Source organism: Pseudomonas sp. BW7P1, from assembly GCF_024981055.1.
In the GTDB taxonomy this organism is placed as follows: Bacteria; Pseudomonadota; Gammaproteobacteria; order Pseudomonadales; family Pseudomonadaceae; genus Aquipseudomonas; species Aquipseudomonas bananamidigenes.
The window spans coordinates 4,185,902-4,203,812 of the sequence record NZ_CP103374.1 but is presented as its reverse complement, the minus strand read 5'-3'; the positions used below and the strand labels follow the sequence as shown (position 1 = coordinate 4,203,812).

General features: G+C 58.6%; 23 protein-coding genes. 11 read left to right on the top strand and 12 right to left on the bottom strand.

What is annotated here, in order from left to right; all coding sequences use genetic code 11:
* The first annotated feature begins 132 nt into the window (after nt 1-132).
* A complete protein-coding gene (locus NWV16_RS18880) occupies nt 133-963 on the top strand; it encodes an undecaprenyl-diphosphate phosphatase (protein ID WP_260520298.1) in 831 nt (276 codons plus the stop codon).
* A 24-nt stretch (nt 964-987) separates the two neighbouring features.
* Here NWV16_RS18880 and dusA read toward each other — a convergent pair whose 3' ends face one another.
* Nucleotides 988-1,998, bottom strand: a complete 1,011-nt coding sequence (gene dusA, locus NWV16_RS18875; protein ID WP_260520297.1) for a tRNA dihydrouridine(20/20a) synthase DusA — start codon at nt 1,996-1,998, stop codon at nt 988-990.
* A gap of 102 nt (nt 1,999-2,100) precedes the next feature.
* Here dusA and NWV16_RS18870 point away from each other — a divergent pair, with 102 nt between their 5' ends.
* Complete coding sequence (locus NWV16_RS18870) at nt 2,101-3,225, top strand: site-specific integrase (RefSeq protein WP_260520296.1); 1,125 nt, start codon at nt 2,101-2,103, stop codon at nt 3,223-3,225.
* A gap of 1 nt (nt 3,226) precedes the next feature.
* On the opposite strand, the gene NWV16_RS18865 is transcribed toward NWV16_RS18870, so the two are convergent.
* The 8 genes from NWV16_RS18865 to NWV16_RS18830 all read right to left on the bottom strand — a co-directional run bounded on the left by NWV16_RS18865 (nt 3,227) and on the right by NWV16_RS18830 (nt 8,341).
* Nucleotides 3,227-3,502, bottom strand: a complete 276-nt coding sequence (locus NWV16_RS18865; protein WP_260520295.1) for a pyocin activator PrtN family protein — start codon at nt 3,500-3,502, stop codon at nt 3,227-3,229.
* Nucleotides 3,499-3,795, bottom strand: a complete 297-nt coding sequence (locus tag NWV16_RS18860) for a hypothetical protein (protein ID WP_260520294.1) — start codon at nt 3,793-3,795, stop codon at nt 3,499-3,501. Before NWV16_RS18860 ends, NWV16_RS18865 begins: the two co-directional genes overlap by 4 nt.
* A 64-nt stretch (nt 3,796-3,859) precedes the next feature.
* Nucleotides 3,860-4,153, bottom strand: coding sequence for a hypothetical protein (locus NWV16_RS18855; RefSeq protein WP_260520293.1), 294 nt, complete (start codon nt 4,151-4,153; stop codon nt 3,860-3,862).
* Nucleotides 4,154-4,169: 16 nt separating this feature from the next.
* On the bottom strand, nt 4,170-6,965 hold the full coding sequence (locus NWV16_RS18850) for a toprim domain-containing protein (protein WP_260520292.1): 2,796 nt from the start codon (nt 6,963-6,965) through the stop codon (nt 4,170-4,172).
* Nucleotides 6,966-6,967: 2 nt separating this feature from the next.
* Complete coding sequence (locus tag NWV16_RS18845) at nt 6,968-7,201, bottom strand: hypothetical protein (RefSeq protein ID WP_260520291.1); 234 nt, start codon at nt 7,199-7,201, stop codon at nt 6,968-6,970.
* Between the two features lie 74 nt (nt 7,202-7,275).
* Complete coding sequence (locus tag NWV16_RS18840) at nt 7,276-7,641, bottom strand: hypothetical protein (protein WP_260520290.1); 366 nt, start codon at nt 7,639-7,641, stop codon at nt 7,276-7,278.
* Nucleotides 7,638-8,111: a YmfL family putative regulatory protein gene (locus NWV16_RS18835; protein WP_260520289.1), complete on the bottom strand. Its 474-nt coding sequence runs from the start codon at nt 8,109-8,111 to the stop codon at nt 7,638-7,640. Before NWV16_RS18835 ends, NWV16_RS18840 begins: the two co-directional genes overlap by 4 nt.
* A 29-nt stretch (nt 8,112-8,140) precedes the next feature.
* Nucleotides 8,141-8,341: a DNA-binding protein gene (locus tag NWV16_RS18830; protein ID WP_260520288.1), complete on the bottom strand. Its 201-nt coding sequence runs from the start codon at nt 8,339-8,341 to the stop codon at nt 8,141-8,143.
* 92 nt (nt 8,342-8,433) lie between these two features.
* Between NWV16_RS18830 and NWV16_RS18825 the strand changes: the two genes are divergently transcribed.
* Together NWV16_RS18825 and NWV16_RS18820 are read left to right on the top strand one after the other, a co-directional pair.
* Nucleotides 8,434-8,781, top strand: coding sequence for a helix-turn-helix domain-containing protein (locus NWV16_RS18825; RefSeq protein ID WP_173892726.1), 348 nt, complete (start codon nt 8,434-8,436; stop codon nt 8,779-8,781).
* A 101-nt stretch (nt 8,782-8,882) separates the two neighbouring features.
* Nucleotides 8,883-9,068: a hypothetical protein gene (locus NWV16_RS18820; RefSeq protein ID WP_260520287.1), complete on the top strand. Its 186-nt coding sequence runs from the start codon at nt 8,883-8,885 to the stop codon at nt 9,066-9,068.
* Between the two features lie 55 nt (nt 9,069-9,123).
* Here the strand turns inward: NWV16_RS18820 and NWV16_RS18815 are convergent, their stop codons facing one another.
* The 3 genes from NWV16_RS18815 to NWV16_RS18805 form a co-directional block, all read right to left on the bottom strand.
* Nucleotides 9,124-9,381 (bottom strand): ogr/Delta-like zinc finger family protein, encoded by a 258-nt coding sequence (locus NWV16_RS18815; protein WP_041074615.1) that lies wholly within the window; start codon nt 9,379-9,381, stop codon nt 9,124-9,126.
* Nucleotides 9,382-9,456: 75 nt separating this feature from the next.
* The gene (locus NWV16_RS18810; RefSeq protein WP_260520286.1) at nt 9,457-10,299 is read right to left on the bottom strand and encodes a phage portal protein; all 843 of its coding nucleotides are present in this window, start codon (nt 10,297-10,299) and stop codon (nt 9,457-9,459) included.
* A complete protein-coding gene (locus NWV16_RS18805) occupies nt 10,238-12,280 on the bottom strand; it encodes a terminase large subunit domain-containing protein (RefSeq protein WP_260520285.1) in 2,043 nt (680 codons plus the stop codon). The genes NWV16_RS18810 and NWV16_RS18805 overlap by 62 nt, the downstream gene beginning before the upstream one ends.
* A gap of 162 nt (nt 12,281-12,442) precedes the next feature.
* Here NWV16_RS18805 and NWV16_RS18800 point away from each other — a divergent pair, with 162 nt between their 5' ends.
* The 7 genes from NWV16_RS18800 (at nt 12,443) to NWV16_RS18770 (ending at nt 17,910) form a co-directional block, all read left to right on the top strand.
* Nucleotides 12,443-13,366: a GPO family capsid scaffolding protein gene (locus NWV16_RS18800; protein WP_260520284.1), complete on the top strand. Its 924-nt coding sequence runs from the start codon at nt 12,443-12,445 to the stop codon at nt 13,364-13,366.
* 2 nt (nt 13,367-13,368) lie between these two features.
* On the top strand, nt 13,369-14,388 hold the full coding sequence (locus NWV16_RS18795) for a phage major capsid protein, P2 family (RefSeq protein WP_260520283.1): 1,020 nt from the start codon (nt 13,369-13,371) through the stop codon (nt 14,386-14,388).
* Nucleotides 14,385-15,104, top strand: coding sequence for a phage terminase small subunit (gene gpM, locus NWV16_RS18790; RefSeq protein ID WP_260520282.1), 720 nt, complete (start codon nt 14,385-14,387; stop codon nt 15,102-15,104). Before NWV16_RS18795 ends, gpM begins: the two co-directional genes overlap by 4 nt.
* A gap of 98 nt (nt 15,105-15,202) precedes the next feature.
* Nucleotides 15,203-15,664, top strand: coding sequence for a head completion/stabilization protein (locus NWV16_RS18785; protein WP_260520281.1), 462 nt, complete (start codon nt 15,203-15,205; stop codon nt 15,662-15,664).
* Entirely contained in the window at nt 15,661-16,113 is a 453-nt protein-coding gene (locus NWV16_RS18780) for a phage tail protein (protein ID WP_260520280.1), read from the top strand. Before NWV16_RS18785 ends, NWV16_RS18780 begins: the two co-directional genes overlap by 4 nt.
* On the top strand, nt 16,100-16,783 hold the full coding sequence (locus tag NWV16_RS18775; RefSeq protein ID WP_260520279.1) for a phage virion morphogenesis protein: 684 nt from the start codon (nt 16,100-16,102) through the stop codon (nt 16,781-16,783). The genes NWV16_RS18780 and NWV16_RS18775 overlap by 14 nt, the downstream gene beginning before the upstream one ends.
* An 11-nt stretch (nt 16,784-16,794) precedes the next feature.
* Nucleotides 16,795-17,910 carry a DUF2586 domain-containing protein gene (locus tag NWV16_RS18770; RefSeq protein ID WP_260520278.1) on the top strand — a complete coding sequence of 372 codons (1,116 nt, stop codon included), beginning with the start codon at nt 16,795-16,797 and terminating at the stop codon, nt 17,908-17,910.
* Nucleotide 17,911 lies beyond the last annotated feature (1 nt).

Genomic DNA, 17,911 nt, shown 5'->3' with positions numbered 1-17,911 from the left:
GTCTTTTGATAAGACCTATTCTCCGTCACCGAATCGGGCAATGGTATTGATCTGCCCATTGTTTTATTTCAGATACCCATGCCTGACTGCAGTTGACCGGGCGCTTATGAAGAGCGTTCTGACGGAGGATTGATGGATTTACTGACCTTGTTCAAGGTGTTGGTGTTAGGTGCGGTAGAAGGTCTCACCGAGTTCTTGCCCATTTCCAGTACGGGCCACCAGATTATCGTTGCCGACTTGCTCGACTTCGGTGGTGAACGTGCCATGGCGTTCAACATCATTATTCAACTGGGCGCCATTCTGGCGGTGGTCTGGGAGTTTCGTCCGAAGATCTTCGAAATCGTCAAAGGCCTGCCGACCCAACGCAATGCACAACGCTTCACCGTCAATTTGCTGATCGCATTTTTTCCGGCCGTGATTCTCGGCGTGTTATTCGCCGATGCCATTCATCATTATCTGTTTAACCCGATTACCGTTGCGGTCGCGTTGGTGGTGGGCGGTATCGTGATGTTGTGGGCTGAAAAGCGGAACCATGTCGTGAGTGTCGAGCATGTCGACGACATGGTCTGGTCCGACGCATTGAAGATCGGCTGTGTCCAGTGCCTGGCGATGATTCCCGGCACTTCGCGCTCCGGATCCACCATCATTGGCGGCCTGCTGTTCGGCCTGTCGCGCAAGGCCGCCACGGAGTTCTCGTTCTTCCTGGCCATGCCGACCATGGTCGGCGCGGCGGTGTACTCCGGCTACAAATACCGCGACCTGTTTCAGGCCGGCGATCTGCCGGTCTTCGCCCTGGGTTTCGTCACCGCATTCATCTTCGCAATGATCGCCGTACGCGGCTTGCTCAAGTTCATCGCGAACCACAGCTACGCCGCGTTCGCCTGGTACCGGATCGCGTTTGGTTTGCTGATTCTGGCGACGTGGGTGTTTGGGTGGGTGAACTGGACGGGGGCGGCGGCCTGACAGCCCGCCGCCGCAGGTCGGGCCTCAGCGCCCGGCCAGCAACTCCGCCGCCTGATCCAGCAACGCCAGCGGATCCTTGGCCTTGTGAATATCCACCGACAATAACTGCCGAAACTTGCGCGCTCCCGGGAACCCGGTGCCCAGGCCCAGCACATGGCGCGTGATGTGATGCATCGCCCCGCCAGTCGCCAGATGCTCGGCAATATAAGGCCGTAGTTGCGCCAACGCCTCGGCCCGGGTGATCACCGGCGCCGAACTGCCGAACAACTGCTGATCCACCTCAGCCAGCAGATACGGATTGTGATAAGCCTCGCGGCCCAGCATCACACCGTCAAAGGTCTGCAAATGCTCATGGCAGGCCTCCATCGTCTTGATCCCGCCGTTCAGAATGATCTCCAGTTCCGGAAAATCCGCCTTCAACCGTGCCGCCACGTCATAACGCAGGGGCGGAATGTCCCGGTTCTCCTTCGGCGACAACCCCTCCAGAATCGCAATCCGCGCATGCACCGTAAAACTGGTGCACCCAGCATCCCGCACCGTGCCGACGAAATCACACAGCTCTTCGTAGCTGTCCCGCCCATTGATCCCGATCCGATGCTTCACCGTCACCGGAATCGACACCGCATCACGCATCGCCTTCACACAATCCGCCACCAACTGCGGATGCCCCATCAGGCACGCCCCGATCATATTGTTCTGCACCCGATCACTCGGGCAGCCAACATTCAGATTAACCTCGTCGTAACCATGCTCCTGCGCCATACGCGCACAAGCGGCCAGATCCAGCGGAACACTACCGCCCAACTGCAACGCCAGCGGGTGCTCGGCTTCGTTGTGACGGAGGAAACGTTCGTGATCGCCGTTGAGCAGAGCGCCGGTGGTGACCATTTCGGTGTAGAGCAGGGCGTTTTTCGACAGGATGCGTAGGAAGTACCGGCAATGGCGGTCAGTCCAATCCATCATGGGCGCAACGGAGAACCTTCTAGACAGCGTAGAGCCGGTGTTTGTTGGGTATGTAGCTGAATTCTGTACCATTTTGCTCTACGTGTTTTAAGCCGTTTTCAGGGGGTAAATAGGCGTTTTCTGTGGTCGGTTGGTACAATGTACCAACCACCTTTCAAATTGTACCAGTTGACTATGGCCACGATCAGAGCACGGAAACGCACCGACGGCAGCACCAGTTACACGGCACAGATACGCCTGTTTCGCGATGGGGCGCAAGTTTACCAAGAGAGCCAGACCTTCGCCCGAAAACAGGCCGCACAGGCTTGGGTGCGTAAAAGAGAAACCGAACTGGATGAACCAGGTGCGATCGAGCGGGCGAACCGTCCGGGTGCGACGATTAAGGAAATGATCGATCGGTACTTGGCCGAGATGACCAAGGCGCGCCCTCTCGGGAAGACGAAGCTCGGCACGTTGAAGGCGATCAGCGAATGCTACCTGGGGAAGTTGAACGACAGAGATGTAAGCAGCCAGCACCTGGTCGAATATGCGTTATGGCGCATGGGCAAGGAGGGCGGAGGCGTTCAGCCTCAAACCGCCGGCAACGATCTTGCACACCTTGGCGCGGTTCTCTCGATCGCTCGGCCCGCTTGGGGATATGAGGTGGATCCGCACGCAATGGCGGACGCCCGCCGAGTGTTGAAAAAGCTCGGTTACAACATGAAAAGCCGCGAGCGCGATCGCCGGCCCACCCTGGTAGAACTCGACAAACTGCTGACGCACTTTCGGAGTATTCAAACCCGTCGTCCAACTTCTATCAACATGCTTAAGTTGACCGGCTTCGCGTTGTTCTCCACGCGTAGGCAAGAAGAGATTACCCGGATCCGGTGGGAAGACTTGGATGAAGCAGGCTATCGGGTTCTGGTTCGTGATATGAAGAACCCTGGGCAAAAAATCGGTAACGACGTCTGGTGTCAATTGCCGCCAGAAGCATGGGAGATCCTTCAGACCATGCCTAAAGTGTTGCCTGAGATCTTTCCTTACAGCGCTGAATCCGTGTCGACGTCCTGGACAAGGGCCTGCAAAATCCTGGGCATTGAAGATCTGCACTTTCACGATCTGCGCCACGAAGGCGTCAGTCGTCTTTTTGAAATGGATTGGGATATTCCACGAGTGGCGAGCGTGTCGGGCCATCGAGACTGGAACTCAATGCGCCGTTATACCCACTTGCGCGGACGAGGGGATGTGTATGCAACTTGGGAATGGTTCGAGCGCATCCTGCAGGCGCCCGTAAAACTGGGCGCCAAAACGTTGAGGTGAATTAGCTGCTGCGCGGCGCGCTATTCAGTTGATTACTTTCTTTGACTGCTGCAGCGCGCTGTTCATCCAGGTAGGCCGACAGGTCTGCAATATGAACACCTTTCGCACTTTTCTGGCTCGACTCCATGCGAGTAATCGGGAGCTTTATCTGCCCTGCACCCACTTTGCGTTGAAACATATCCGTTGTCAGGTGCGTGAAATAATCCTGGCACACTCGATCCAGGGGAATTACCACTTGGCCATTGTATTGGGCCATCAGTACAAATAGCGTTTTCATAGTGCGATACCTTCGAGTGAGTAGGTTCGATCAATTGGGGGGCGGTCTGCTGTTGATTTGCCTGCCAGTAGTTGAGCGACAACAGCGAACTCTGCCGCATCGATGTCGCCCAACTCCTTGGCGAAAGTGGTAAGGCATTCAAGCCGGATCCGCGCTGCTTCAGTTTTCCGGACTCGATAGTCAAACAGAGCTGTACCTACGATTCTGATAGCCATCAGATGCCGAGCGTGCGTGTCACTGTTGTTGAGTGTGTTAGCCTTTGGATCACTGCTGCTTTGGTGCTGTGCTTCCATGGTGTTGCCCTCAGTGGTGGTTGATGTCGGGGAGCTGCAACTCCTCGACATCGCTTCTATTCCGTCAGTCCCGACGGGCCAGGTGAATAACCAGGTCAGCGTAATTCGGGTCTTCCTCGGTACAGGATTGCCATTCCAGTACGCTCAAAATCTGCTGGGGGCTGCACGAGTCCACCAGGATTTCGCGCTGGCCACCTGCAGCACGAACTTCCAGAATCTGCACCAGCCCGTCCTCGCCATAAGCCTCGGCTTGAATCACCGGTTGGCTCTTCCCCAGTGCGTTCAGGCGATCGATGATCTCCTGCAGCTTGTTCGTGTTGCCGTCGCCGGCATTACCCATAAAGACTTGGATTTGCATCGGTGTAGCCTCCTTTTCACGCTTTGAAGATCCAGCACTTGACCGTCGTGGGACGGCCCGGCGCCAAGGGTGTTCTGCTGTTCATCGCTGCGCGGACTGCGCTGTGTACCGCTTTATTTGCTTCAAGAAACTTGTGCGAGCGTGACTCTTTCAGCAGGTCGCGCAGGGTGGCTACGTCGGCCAGCTTCTGTTTGTGTTCGGCGGCGCGTTCGCTGAATTCGTTGAGGTTGATCGCAATCACGTTCGGGTCGCTGCTGTGATCGACCAATGGGTCGTCATTGAGCGATTCGAGGTAGTCGTAGACTTCCCAGAATTCGGCAACGGCCGGGTGGTCGGAGCTGATCGAGGCCTGGCGCTCGATGGCCATTCGCACGATCTGGCGCTGGGTGGCGGCAACCTGGGGTTCGTCCAGTTTCAGAACCAGGCGCAGAGCATCGAGCAGCGAAAGCAACTGCGCGTGGTTCTTGCTGATCCGCTCCACGCGGATGTATCCGCGCAGGTCAGATCCGCAACTGCGACAGTTGCCTTGCTCGCTGGAGTACTCCGTGCAGCAGTCAAAGCAGTGGGTATGCAGCCGGCGCAGCTTGGCTTCGTGTTCCGGCATGCGCTGGGCGAAAAGCTCGAGGACGGCGGACTCTTTACCAACGGCCCGAATCAGGAAGTGGCTGAGCATGTCGCCGTCCAGGGCGTTCAACTTGTCCGCTGCAGCGCGGCTTTGCGGCGTCACTGTTGGTCGGATGAAGTGCAGCTTCACGATCCGGGTCATGATCGCCTCATGGGCGACCACTGCCGCGTTCTGGCTGATGGCGATCGTGCCGCGAAACGGTGGTTCGTAGGTTTCGTTGCCGGCAGTCTTCACCCCCTTTGTGGCCAAGGTGCCGCCGCCGTAGTAATCCTTTAGCTCGTCCCATTCGAAGGTTTTGGCGTGAGAGCGATCCTCGCTGTGCCGATCGGCTTCGAGGAATACGACCGGCATACCTGCGACTTGCCCCATCAATCGCGAACGACCGGCTTTCGTCGATTTCATCGGGTCGAAGCCTTCGTACCCTTCGCGCCCGAGCAGTTTCCACAGCAGGTTGAGCAGGGTGGTTTTGCCGGCGCCGGCCTCGCCGGTGGCCTCCAGAAAAGGGAAAGACTGATAGCGTGCCCGGATCTGCTCGCAGAACAGCGAACCGAAGAAGAACACCAGCGCGACCAGACCCTGGGCGCCGAAGCATGTCCACAGCAGCTGCAGCCACTGCTCGTTAAAGTCCTTCCCGTCGCGCTGTAGCTTGATCGGCACGCCTTTCTGCAGTGATTTCAGCCGGAGTTTCCCGAACTCAAAATAGTCTTCACTGTTGATTTTGTAGATCGTGCCATCCTTGATGGCGAGATCCCCAAAAACGTAGCAGCCGTATTCCTTGCTGTAGCCCACGTAGTCGATCGTGGACACGGTTTTGATGCCGAACAGTTGATCCTTCATCAGCTTGTCGAGCTGCTGGCCGCTCCCGGTGTACATGGCACCGGCAGCCATCCCGAGCAGACGTTTTTTGAACTCGCTGGCGGCTGATAGCTGACCGCTGGTGAAGGTGTTTTTCACGCTTTCTGAGTCGTGAGGGAAGTCTACGCGCACGTAGTACCAGGATTCGTCGGTGACTTCGTTGCGTTGAAAGTACAGCGCCTGTGGGTAGCAGTTTGCGATCTCGACCACGCTGCCCGATTGCTGCAGGGCTTTTTCGCGCTGCTGTGCTTGGTTGAGCAATTGGTCGTCGTGGTTCTCGCTGTCCTCGATGTCCTGCATCGCCCGGTTGAACTTCTCCATGTCCAACTTGAACCAGTACAGGCGGCTACCGAAGGCCAGGTGAAATTCACCGCGCTTGTTCCAGTCGTACATCAGCAAGGCTTTCTCGGCGGCACTCTCTGCCAACAGCAGCGCGCCCTGGTGACGTACCTGTTTTAGGTCAGCGGCAATTTGTTCAGCGCGTTCGCTTTCGTCATCGATAAAGCCCCAGCGTTGATGCAGGTCGTTCCAGTCGGTCTTCCGTCCGTCACGGAGAGGGATCTGCGCGGCCTCACAAACGAACCCCAGCGCTCGCGCCTGCTTGGCCCAGCGTTTGGTATAGGCATGTGCACCTGGTTCGTTGTCCAGCGCCCAGACCAGCTTCGGCAGCTTCCCCTCACGATCACGAACGAGCGCCCGTAGGGATTCCTCCGGAAACGCATTCGAAGACATGGCGGATACGGCGGCGATATCGTTATGCACCAAGGCAATCGCATCGAAGATGCCTTCCACAATCCAGATTTCTTTGGCTTCCAGCAGATCCACGCAGGGCGGGCACCACCAGACGCCGCGATAGCTGTCCTTCGATTTGAAGCGCGCTTTCATCTTGCCGAAGCGGCTAGGTCGGTCGATCAGGCGCTCCCACCAACCGCCTTTCTCCAGCGCAAAGCGAACAGTCGCACTGCCGGCGTTGTGTTCGACTGAATAGAAGCTTTCCTGCGTGAACCAGCCTTGGATCAACTGAATGTTGAAGCCCCGAGCGAACTCCAGGTAAGCACGGGCGGTGGCGTTGGGATCTTGATCGGTTATCGGTGCGCGCTTGCTCCAGTCCTCAAACAGATCGTCGTACAGCTCCTTCACATGCATTGTGTGGGCGCATTTCTCGGGTCTGCCACATATCACCAGCCACGGAGCCTGAATGCGGGTGTACAGCGTTTTCTGCCGGCACTTCGGGCAAGTTCCGCCGCGCATGTAATGGGCGTCTGACCGTTGCTTAAGTCCGTAATCGTTTTGCAGGCGCTTAAGCACGTCGACGCGCAGTTGCTCTTTCATGGTTACTTCACTTTCTTAAGGCAGTGGGAGAGGGCGCCGATCAGATGTTTCTGAGCGGCCATCACGGGGGAGTTGGCGAGAATCGAACCGTGACGCAGGCCTTCGGGGATAAAGCGGTATTGGTCTGCGTACCAAAGGTCATTGAGGCTGAGACGGTACTGTTCGCGCAGGTTGGCCAAGAGTGCCTGAGCCTGTTCCGGCGGCAGTTTTGCGTGGATGTTCAGGGCGTTTTCCATCGTCAAACCTCAATTTCGGGCGCAGCTCACCCAAACCCACGGGAATGGGGAATCGGGATCTTTTGGGGTGGGTGTTACGGAGTGGTGATACGGAAGCGCCCGTTGTCCGGTGCGTTCAGAATGCGTTCATAAATCAGGCTGACAGGGATGGCCCATACCTCACCGGTGCCTGTATCCGTGATTACGGTGTGTGTAGGCGTGCTGGTCAGAACATCCAGACGCTGCCGATCGCTGGCTGCAGACAGATCGCTGTAGGCCAGGTGAACCATTTTTTCCGCGGTAGGTGTCAGCACGTCAAAGTCGGCAACCAGGTGTTGGACTGCGCGTTTCAGCAACTGCTGGTCGTCGCTCAGGTGTTCGCATTGGTGACGCTCAAGGAAGACCAGCGCTGCGGCTTTGAGCATGTCCTGATATTCCTGTACTGCGGGCAGATTGTTCATTGGGCTTTCCCTTCGCGGTAGAGGGCGATCGCTGCCAATACTTCGGCGTGGCGGGCTGCCAAGTGCAGGTTGTTGGCATCCAGAATCAGTTCGGCTTCTTCTTCGCTGATTGATCCGTCCTCAAGTGCTTGAGCAATAGCCTGGTCAACGCAGCCGCGTTTGGCTGCGACTTGCAAAGAGCGGGCATAGAGTTCGACGTTGTCGAGTGTTTCCGGGTCGGCAACGGGGATAAAGCGACCCCCGTACATTGAGGCGACGTAGTTAGCCAGGTGGTAAGTGCCGCTTTCCTGTTCGAGCATGAATATCTGCGCGTCAGTGAGGGGCGAGCATCCAGCATTTTCGTAGGCATGGTTATCGAACTTTTTGAGCTTCATTCCCAAACGGTTCGCTGCAGCCTCGCGGCCACCGGCGTAGGTTCGAATAATCTCGCTGGTAACTTCCCTGCGTGTATCTAGGATCAGACTTTTCATCTTCTACTTTTCCCTGTTGAACCGTGGCACTACTGTTCAATTTCGCCGTCTTTGATTCCGAGTAGGACGGCTGCTCGATGTGCCTCCCCACGGCGACCTTTGATCCGACCGTTCAACAGGTCGCTGACTAAATTTTTGTTCAGCCCATGCCTGCGGCTGAATTCCGCAATGCTGACGCCTTTTCGATCAAGCGCCGCCCGGGCTTGCTCGTGCGTAACGGTGGCGGGCATAGTGCTCCCCTTGTTCGTTTCTGTTTGTTTGCGTTTATCTGTGGTGATTCTTGGTCAAAAAAATGATCAAGTCAATGGTGGTGGCTAAAAAAATGCTCATAGCGGATCGAGTGGGTGAACGCCTCAGGGAAGAGCGCGAGCGCTTGGGGTTAAATCAAACTGATTTTGGTGTGCTGCTAGGCGTTAGCAGAGGCACACAGAAGAACTACGAGTTGGGAGCAAATTCTCTCGATCTCCGTTATGTCACTGCGCTTGAGGAGCGTGGTGTTGACGCGGCTTACGTGCTTACCGGTCGGCGATCGACGCCACTGGGCCAACTTTTTAGCGCTGCGGAAGAAGAATTGATTCACCAATTCAGAAACATTTCTGACGAGGATCAAAAAGCAATTCGTCGCTTTCTCGAAGCCATGGCAGACGATGCTGCTCGCCAGCGGAAGTAACTCGCAACAATGCACCTGACTCATTAGTCGCGCCTCTGTTTCAATGCGGTTTGCCGCCCCGATAACGTCGATTCAGCAATGCACTTTATGGAGTAGTAAGCATGTTGGATCGCAAGATGAACGATCGCACCACGTTCGAGAAAACCGAGTTCGATACGTCCGGACTCACAAATATCGAGCGTCGTTTGATCGATCTCTATCGACGGTTGAGCCAGGTGGAGCAGCAGCAAGTCCGTCGAGTTGCCGAGATACTGGCCGTAAACCCAAAGGAGCCAGTAGAGGGCTGAATCTCATTCCTTGAGTGATCCCGATCGCCGACGCTTCTGCGTTGGCGATTTGCAGTTACGCCACCGCCTGCGATCCCAACTGCTCGAAAAGCTCCCGCTGCTTTGCCCTGGGCAACTCGCGAAACCGATCGATCAACATTCGTTCGAAGGTCTGCGATGAAGGGCTGAGCGTGTGTGAGAACGTGAGGTTTGACACCCACGTGTGCCCGCACTTGGCGTCCAGGCATTGGCAGTACAGCTTCACGAATTCCGTTGTTACCTCTTCCCGTGAAGCAATTCGGCCCTTGTGGCCGCACTTGCATACAACTCTCATAGTGTCCCTCCCCAGGGGCAGCTGATCGCCACCATATTGCCACAATTTGTAGTGGCATTCGCTTCTAAAGGCATTTCATGAAGTGGCATCCACTGCATTTTGCGCAGGTTTCCAGCTAAATCGCCTGTCTTCGCGTAACCGGTCATTAAGCTGATCGAACAACTGGCAAATCGGTCGAATCTCGTTGCTGGTGTACACGCGATCGATTTTCTCGATGTCACCGAATCCGCCGGTGTTCTCCGGGATGATGCCGGCCAATGCAGGGTTCATCCGCCAGGCCGCGATGACGTCGTTTCGGGTGATGTTCTTCACCTTCTCCAGCTCGTCTTTCGCCTGGAAGTCGCCTACCGGGATGATCTGGATCGCGTTCTCTTTGCCGTTGGGGATGTTGACGAACATCGAGCGGAAGTTGCCCACGCCTTTGCTCGCGCTGATTTGGGCGCGCAGCTCGTCTTCGTCCTCTTCGGTCAGATCCGGGTCGTTGGTGTAAAAGATGTAACCGGCATGCGCGCCGTTGCTGTAGTAGCGCCGGCGGAAGAGGGTGGCGGCCTCATTCAGCAGCAACGCCTGCAAGCCCCCCAGGTAGTCCGGAATACCGTAAATGTTCTGTTCCACGTCGTAGTCCAGGACGTGGGAGATTTCGTGCGCCTCGAACTCCATTTCCTTGTTGTCCGGCAGCAGCATCACGTAGCCGCCGTCGACCTTTACGCGCATGTTGATCGCCGGCAGGTGCTGCAGCTCCAGCACCTGGCCGAATGCGTTGGTGTCGTTGTAGAAGTACGCTTCGCCAAACACCATGTAGTCCAGTCCGGCGCGTCCCATCGCCTCAGTGCTGCAGCCAGCCGAGGCGATGAACTCACGCAACAGCAGGTTGCGCTTGAACTTCGGAATGGCTCCGTGGTGCGCGTTGGCGCGCAACAGCTTCGCCAGGCCGGCCCGCGATACTGGCGGCTTGTAGATTTTGCCGTCGTCGCTTGGAAACACGCCCACGTACTCGCCGATGTTGCCGGACAGCACTTGTTCCGGCTCCCCGAACGTAAACGAGCGCATCGGTTGCTGCTGTGGTTGGGCTACGTGGTGCTTTCTGCGTTTGCGGTTGGCCATGGCTGCTCTGGTTACTCGTGACGTAGCGGCTACGGCGCCGCTTGTTGGTGTTCAACGGTTCGTTGGACAGGGCGTGCATCACCGCCCAGGCAATGTCGGCGTGACCGGTGGCTTCGGTACGGGATGCGCTGTAGGTGATCTGGCCGCTGTTGGTGGCGCCGCGCTTGATGGTCAGGAATGCCTGGGCAATGTCCGTCCAACCGGCGTCCCACTCGATGCGGCTGCCCTGGATCGTGTCCTGGGCTTTCAGCACCAGGGCGTTTTTCGCTTCCAGGCTGTAATGAATCGGTGTTGCCTTGGCGTAGAAGTCGCGCACCAGGTCGAACACGCCGTAACCCACGCCGGTGATATCGATGCCGATGTGCTGCACGTTAAAGCGCTCGGTCAGCTTCTTGACCTGCGCGGCCTGGTAGGTGAACGAGTGGCCCCGCCAACTGTGTTTTTCCAGAATCCTGAACTTCGCCCCGGGTTCGAGCGGCGGCGCGATGACCACGCAGGTGGCGTCGTCGCGTGTGCGGCTCGGGTCGTAGCCCAGCCAGACCGGACTGTTGCCAAACGGGCGATCCAGATCAGGGTTGTAGTCCTCCCACAACGACAGATCCGAGTAGCAGCGCTCCAGATCCTTGAGACTGAATGCGCTTTGCGTGCTATCGATGAACTTGCAGTAGAACAGCTGCTGGAACTTGTCTTCGTCGTACTCCAACTGCAGCTGCTCGAGGTCGAACAGATCGCAGCCGCCGGCGATCGCATCGTCCAGGGTGATCGTCTTGCGCCACTGGCCGTCCGGGCACAGCGCGCCCTGCGTGTAAGCCGCTTCGCTTGGCCACACGCCGCCGGCCTTTTTGCCGCGCTTGCTGTTGCGAAACTCTTCACCCGACCAGAACGGGTACGCCTGGTGCGACACCGCGCTGGGCGTCGAGAAATAGGTTTTGCGCCATTTCTTGTGGGTGCCCATAGCACTGGCGACGGTGCTGAGTTTTTCGAAGTCGCGAATCCAGAAGTATTCATCCACATAGACGTGGCCGTGATACCCCTGGGCGGTGCTGCTGTTGGTGCTGAGAAAGCGCAGCTCGGCGCCGTTGCTCAGGGTGATCGGGTTGCCCGTAAGCTCAATGCCGAACCACTGCTGGGCGAACTGGATGATGTAGCTTCGGAAAATTTCCGACTGCGATCGGCTGGCGGACAGAAACACCTGGTTATCACCGCTCAACACGGCGTCCATGAACGCCTCGCCAGCGAAGTAGTAGGTCAGGCCGACCTGACGGCTTTTGAGGATGTTCCGAACACGTCGGGTCAGTGGATTCTGTTTCGCCTCGAACAGTTCTTTCTGGTAGCCGTACATTTTCGAGATGAACTTATCCAGGAAGTCCACTTCGGTCAGGCCGCTGATGTCGTTCTTTGTCTTCTTTTCGCGCTTCTTGCCGCCGCTCTCGCCACGCTCACGGCGTTGACCAGGCTGACGTTCGCGAGGTTCGTCCGGACGATCTGTTGCCGCCGCCTGCGCAGGTTTGGCCGCAAGCTTTTTCAGTCGCTCAAGCAGGCTTGTTAGCCGCTCCAGCTCGTCCAGTTCGGCTTTCGTCAGCGGTTCTATCTTCTCCAGAATCAGGGTGATTCGCCGGTTGACGGCGCTCAACGGTTCTTCATCCGTCAGCATCTCGTCCCAGCCGCCTTGGCGAATCCAGTAGTAGAGGATGCGGATGTTAGGCAGCTTCAAATGCGCCTGGATTTCCTTCACCGAACAGCGGCGGAGGTAGAGGCGTTTTGCGGCTTCTTTGACTTCGGTCGGGTAGTTCATGGGCCCCAGTCTATGCGGCGAAAACGCTGGAAACGCGGGGTTAAATCCCGGCATTCGCCTATATCCGGAAAATAGGAGAGCGCCGAAAACCAACCGTTTGTTTGGGGCAAAACGGCTCCCTATCGTGGCGGCTCATTCAACGATTGAGCGCAGTCACCGACCATGCCCCGTTCCCTTGTCTCCTACTGGAAACGTGTTGCCACCAGCGGCCCGACCGTCGATGGCCGCGAGATCCTGCCCCAGGAACTGCGCGACATCGCCGAGACGTACGCGCCAAACCTGTACACCGCCGTTATCTGGTGTGAACACGATCGTTGGTTCGGTTCGTTCGGCACTGTGTTCGCTGTGCGCCTCATCGAGGACGCGGAAGACCTGGAGCCTGGCCAAGTTGCCCTTGAGGCCCAGCTGAAGCCCAACGACAAGTTGCTGCGCCTCAACGACGCCGGCGAAAAGCTCTTCACCAGCATCGAGATCAGCCCGAATTTCCGGGGCCGTGGCAAAGCCTATATGACCGGCATCGCGGTCACTGACGAACCCGCCAGCGTCGGTACTCAGGAACTCTACTTTTCCAGCCGTACCAGCCGCGATTCGTATTACGCCGCCTCCCACGAACTTGGCTCTTTGAGCGAAACCGAGCGGCAGGGCGAGATCGGGCGCCTGGGCGCCATGTTCACCCGGCTGTTCAAGCGTTTCGGCATTGAAGACACGCCCACCGAAACCACTCCGCAAACCCCAACCGAGAGCAAACCCCCAATGGATGAAGCTACCGCAACGGCCTTGAAAGCCCTGCTGGCCCAGCTGCTGGTCGTCGCTGCCGGCATTCAGGCCGTGATCGAGCCTGCAGCCGAAGACGCGCCGGAACCCGATCAAGCCCCGATCGATGACGTCAGCACGGCTGTCGACGAGATCGTCACCACTGCCGAGGAACAGCGTGAATTCAAGCGCAACGGCGGCGGCAACAAGGCAGTGCTTGCAGCGCTGACCAGCCTGCAGAAGCAGTTCACTGCGCTGCAGAACACCTCCACCGGACGTCAGTTGCCGCGCAATTCAGGCCCGACTGACAAGTCCAAAGCGCGGGTGCTCTGACCATGGCTCGTTCCCTGAGCGCCTACGGCGCCAAGATGTACGTAGAAATGCAGCTGGCTATCGCCGAGACCTACGGTGTCGAGCTGGCAAGCAAGATGTTTTCCGTTGAGCCGTCGATTGCCCAGGAACTGAACGAGGCTATCACCGCCAAGTCGGACTTCCTGCAACGCATCAACGTCCTGCCGGTGACCGAGATCAAGGGCGAAAAGGTCTTCCTTGGCGTGTCTGGCCCAGTGACTGGCCGCACCAATACCAAGACCACCGACCGCGAGGCGAAGGACGCTTCGGCGCTGGATAACAGCACCTACGAACTGTCGTCGACCGAATCGGATGTGGGCCTGCCTTACGCGAAGATCGATGCCTGGGCCAAATTCCCTGACTTCCATCAACGCTACTCCGCCGCCGTGCAGAAACAGATCGCCCTGGATCGCATCATGGTCGGTTTCCACGGCACCCACGCGGCAGCGCAGACCGACATCGGCGCCTATCCGATGTTGCAGGACGTGAACAAAGGCTGGCTGCAGCAACTGCGCGAGCAGGCACCGCAGCAGGTGCTCAAGGAAGGCAAGACACCTGGCAAGGTCACCATGGGGCCGAGCGGCGATTACGCAAATCTCGACGCCCTGGTGCACGACACCAAGCAAATGGTGGACGAACGCCTGCGCGACGGCGGCGACCTGGTGGCGATCATAGGTTCCGACCTGTTGGCCTCTGACAAAGCCAAGCTGTACGCCAAGCAGGGCGACACCCCGACCGAGAAAGAGCGCATCGAGGACGCCCAGGTGATCGCCACCTACGGCGGTCTGCCGAGCTTTAGCGTTCCGTTCTTCCCGGTCAACGGCGTGCTGGTCACCAGTTGGGACAACCTGTCGATTTACTTCCAGGACTCCAGCTGGCGCAAGCAAACCGTGGACAACGCGAAGCGTTCCCGCGTCGAGGATTACAACAGCCGCAACGAGGGCTACGTGATTGAGCAGCTGGAGAAAATCGCGCTGACCGAGAACGTGGAGCTGGTGAAGTGAGCCTGGCCCTTGCCCACAAGCGCCGCATTTTGGCTCAGGGAACCGCTGCAGTGATCGCTGCTGCAGCGGCACCGCTGGCGTATTCGCCGGCGGAAGCCCTGAGCAGTCCGGCCAACGCGAAAAAGCACCTTCTGCTGATGGAAGCCTCGCTGAATGAAGACCTGAAGCGCTTGAGCGATTTAAAGAACTTGGCGAGCAAGCAAACGCTTAAGCGAACTGAGTTGCTGCCCAAGTATCAGGACTTCATCCAGCGCTACATGGATTCGGGCCTGGTCATGCAGAACCCCGTCCTGGTGCAGGTGATGGTCTGGCTGTTCGACACCGAGCAGTTTGAAGACGGCCTGGAACTGGCGGACTTCGCGATCGAGCAGGGCCAGGAAATGCCGGAGCGCTTCAAGCGCAACGTGCAGACCTTCGTGGCGGACGCGGTGATCGAATGGGCTTTCCGTGAATACAACGCCCAGCGCAGCCCGGAGCCGTACCTGTCCGACCTGCTGCCGCGTGTCGACGGTGAATGGGATCTGCCCGAACAGATCCCGAGCAAGTACCACAAGTTGATCGGCATGCGCGCCATGGAGGCCGAGCAGTGGGAAACGGCGCTCAAGCACCTGGAGCGATCTACCGAGTTGCACGCCAAGGCCGGCAACGAGACACGCATTGCGAAGTGCCGTAAGGCAATCGCCAAACAAACACCCGCCGTCACCGGCGCCCAATAACCGACTACCCCCCCAGCGGGGAACTGTGGACGTGTGTCTGCCATTCATGGCCAGCCCCACGGAAAACAGTCTCCCCGCCCTAATTCGAGCGGTCAGCAATGAGCTTTTCCGGGAAACCCACCACCATCGTGGAAAAGGCGATCGAGAACGACGGCTTCTGGCCGAACCTCTCCGTGGCCGAGTTCCAGAAGGGCTACCGCCTGCCGGCGGAGTTCCTGGGCGACCTGCTGACCGACGCCATGTTTATCGCGATGGCCGAGGTCAATACCGACCTGGCCAAGCTCAAGTCCAGTTGGCTGGCAGCAGGCATCACCGCCGTGGAAACAGCCGATCCGATGCTGCTGCCTGAGCGTGCATTCAAAGCCAAGCTGTACAAGCGTGCCGTGTATTGCCGCGCCAAGGCCAGCGCCCTGCAGCAGTTCGCCACTGTGACCCGCCGCGAGAGCGCAGAGAACACCGGCAAGGAAGCGCCGGAGCGTGAAGACACGTTTCTCGCATTCAGTCAGCAGGCTGTGCGCGCCCTGCAGGGCCGTGGCCGCATCACGGCGACACTGCTATGACCAAGCTACAGGCGTTGACCGCCTACCTGCTGGAACGCCGCCTGGTCGAGCCTGAACAGCTCGACAGCTGGACGGAGCAGGTCAAGCTGTCGCTGATCTGGAAACCCGACGTCGACGGCATGCACTTTGCCGACATGCACTATCGCGCCGTGATTGTCCTGGAGCGTTTCGCCGCCAATCCGGCCCGCATGATGGCCCTGGTGGGCAGTTGGCTGGAGACCCACGACGCCGATCGCGACCGCCACGAATTGCCAGCGCCGGAATTCGCCGTGGAGCCGCTGGACAACGATCTGTTCGACGTTGAAGTCACGCTGGAATTCGTCGAGCCGCAGTACCTCTCCGAAGATCCGGACGGCGAGATCCAAGCCTTCGGCAAGTCCTGGGCGTTCATCCCGTTTGACCTGTGGATCGCTGAGCGCGGCGAGGTGGCCACCAATGGCGGGGCGTAGCACGTTCGAACTCGACGTGCGCGGACGCTTGGGCGTGCGCGAGCAACTGGCGTTGCTGAGCCTGCCGCCGCAGTTGCGCCGGCGTTTGCTGAACCAGGTGACCAAGCGCGTGCGGACGATGAGCCGCAAGCGTGTGCGCGACCAGCAGAACCTGGACGGCACGCCGTTCGCTCCGCGCCGGGGCGATGGCAAAGGCAAAAAGAAGATGGAAGCCGGCCTGGCCAAGTTGATGGTGGTCACCCGCGTGACCGCTGACGAAGCGGAACTGGGCTGGAAAAACGCCCTGACCCGATGGGTCGCCGCCCAGCAACACAACGGTGTCAGCGAACGCCGCACCGCCGCACAGATGCGCCGCTGGAACAAAACCCCGCCCGGCCTGGCTGCCACCGAGAAACAAGCCAAGCGCTTGCGTCGGTTGGGTTTCCGCGTGCGCCAGGCCGGCAAAAGGAGCCTGACCAGGCCGTCCGTAGCGTGGATTCAAGAACATGTGAATTACGCCAAGGCGGGTCTGTTGATCCGCATCCTGGACGACCAGCGCAGCGAGTCGTCGGGCGCGCAGAGCTGGGAAATCACGCTGCCCAAACGCCAGTTCATCGGCGCCGAAACCGAACGCGACACCAACTTGCTGATTAACCAGGTGTTGCAACAAATCCTAAATTCACCCCGCTAACGAGGCACTGCATGGCACTCGGTCAAGTCACCGTCGACAATCTCAACCTGGGCCAAGGGCCTGTGAGCGAGATTGAGCGTTACTTTCTTTTCATCGGCCCCGCCGGCAAGAACGTCGGCCAGTTCCTGCCGCTGAACACGGACAGCGACCTGGATGCCGCCCTGGGCGTTCCGGCCAGCGACCTGAAAACCCAAATCACCGCTGCCCGTCTCAACGGTGGCCAGCGTTGGGCATGCGTTGCCGCTCCGATCGGCGCCGAGGGCAATTGGGTCGATGCATTGGAGAAGGCCCAGCAACAGGGCTACTCCGTCGAGTCCGTGGTGATTACCAAACCGGTGACCGCGCCGGCGGAAATCTCGGCCATGCATGACGCTGCAATCTCATTGAGCAACACCTATGGACGCCGCGTGTTCGTCATGGCGTCCGCGCCTGGCGTCACTGCCGACCAGACCTGGGCGCAGTACATGGGCGAGCGAAAAACGCTGTTGGCCAACCTGGCCGCACCCCGTGTTCTGGTCGTTCCGCAACTGCACGGCAATGACCTGGGCGTTCTCGCCGGCCGCCTGGCTAACGCCTCGGTGAGCATTGCGGATAGTCCGATGCGTGTCGCCACTGGCCCCGTGCTGGGCCTTGGCCCTGTGCCAGTTGACGGCGAAAAAATCCCATTGCCGTCGGCTGTGCGCAGCGAGCTGGATCGAGCGCGCTACTCGGTGTCGCAGACCTATCCGGACTACCCGGGCGTGTATTGGGGTGACGGCAACATGCTGGACACCCCCGGCAGTGACTTTCAGGTCGTGGAGTACCTGCGTATCACCGACAAGGCCGCTCGCCTGATCCGGGCGCTGCTGATCCGGCGCGTGGCCGATCGCCGCTTGAACAACACGCCCAACAGCATGGCCGTCAACACCAACCAGTTGATGGCGCCGCTGCGCGCCATGGCCAAGTCCATCACCTTTGCTGGCCAGGTATTCCCCGGCGACATCGAGCCGCCAAAGGACGGCGACCTGGTGCTGACCTGGCTGAGCAAAACCAAGGTGGTCGCCTACTTCAAGCTCAAACCCCTCAACTGCCCGAAAGACCTGACCGCGAACATCGCCTTGGATCTTTCCACCGACAAAACGGAGTAAC